The 1,237-nt window shown below is 35.2% G+C and carries 2 protein-coding genes; both read left to right on the forward strand.

Annotated features, from left to right (window positions below; all coding sequences use genetic code 11):
* On the forward strand, window positions 1–305 hold a 305-nt coding region (locus Q0614_RS07695), incomplete at its 5' end, for a manganese efflux pump (protein ID WP_298787779.1).
* 387 nt (window positions 306–692) lie between these two features.
* Entirely contained in the window at window positions 693–1,184 is a 492-nt protein-coding gene (locus Q0614_RS07700) for a hypothetical protein (protein WP_298787781.1), read from the forward strand.
* The last annotated feature ends 53 nt before the right edge of the window (window positions 1,185–1,237 follow it).

Here is a 1,237-nt window from a genome sequence, read left to right on the forward strand (position 1 = left end):
AATCCCGCCGCGAGCAGGACGAGCCAGCTCTACGCCTAAGCACGAAGGAGCTGGTGCTGGGTGCGATCGCTACCAGCATCGATGCTATGGCCGTGGGCGTGACCTTTGCTTTTGGCGAGATAAACATCCTCTACGCCTGTAGCGTCATCGGGCTCGTCTGCTTCGCGCTATGCGTCGCGGCATGCTACGCAGGCAAGCTAACGGGCGAATACCTGCACTCAAAGGCGCTCGTTTTAGGCGGCGTGATTTTGATCTTAATCGGGGTTAAAATTTTGCTCTCGCACCTCGGCGTTATCTATATTTAGCGGCGCGGATATTCAGCGGGCAGATGAGGTAGGCGCGGTTAAAGTACTCTGCCGCGATAGTGGCGTAACGATACGTAATTTTAAAATTTATAAAATTTGAGATTTATAGAATTATAAAAAATTTCGCGGATTTTCTAAGCGGTGGGATTTAAATCCGATTAGGCACGCGGCGGGAACGAAAATGCGCCGCTTCAATACTGCAAATATGGCTAAAGCGCAGCTCAAGGTATTTGTCGCGATACTAATGCAGTAGTGCGACGGGCGAAATCTTAAAATTTGAAATTAGGCAGAATTCTAAAATTTCACCGCATTGTGCTTTCTTAGAATTTTACAAAAAATTTAAAATTTCTTAATCTTTTGCATTGGAAAAAAGGAATAATCTTTTTATTGCTTTGTTTTTCTCTATGGTTTTTAATTTTATATCAACAACCTGATGGTAAAGAATATATTTATCTTCTTTTAAATAAGCAGACAGTTGGAAGAGCTTATAAGTCTTTTTCTCATGCTAGACCTTTTTATTATTATTTTGTATATATTCCTCTTACTTTTTTTCCCTATGGTTTATTTTATATTTATGGATTTTTTAAATATTTGAAAAATTGGAAAAAGAAAAGAGAATGGACATTATTTGAAAAATGGACTTTTTCTTGGTCTATTCCACCTTTAATATTGCTATCTGTTGTAAGTGGAAAACTCCAAATATATATGTTGCCTATCTGCATAGGAATGATATTTTTAAGTCTTATTGTAAGAGATGAGCTAATAGAAAAATATTCAATTATAAAAAATATAGAAAAATATATTCAAAATTTTATAATTATTTTATATGCTTTTCTTCCAATAGGACTTCTTATCTATAACAATTATTTTGTACAATAAAAAATTAACTTTTATATAATAGAAAAAAATTGTATAATACAATTGAAATATAA

The organism is uncultured Campylobacter sp. (assembly GCF_937997595.1).
GTDB lineage: Bacteria > Campylobacterota > Campylobacteria > Campylobacterales > Campylobacteraceae > Campylobacter_B.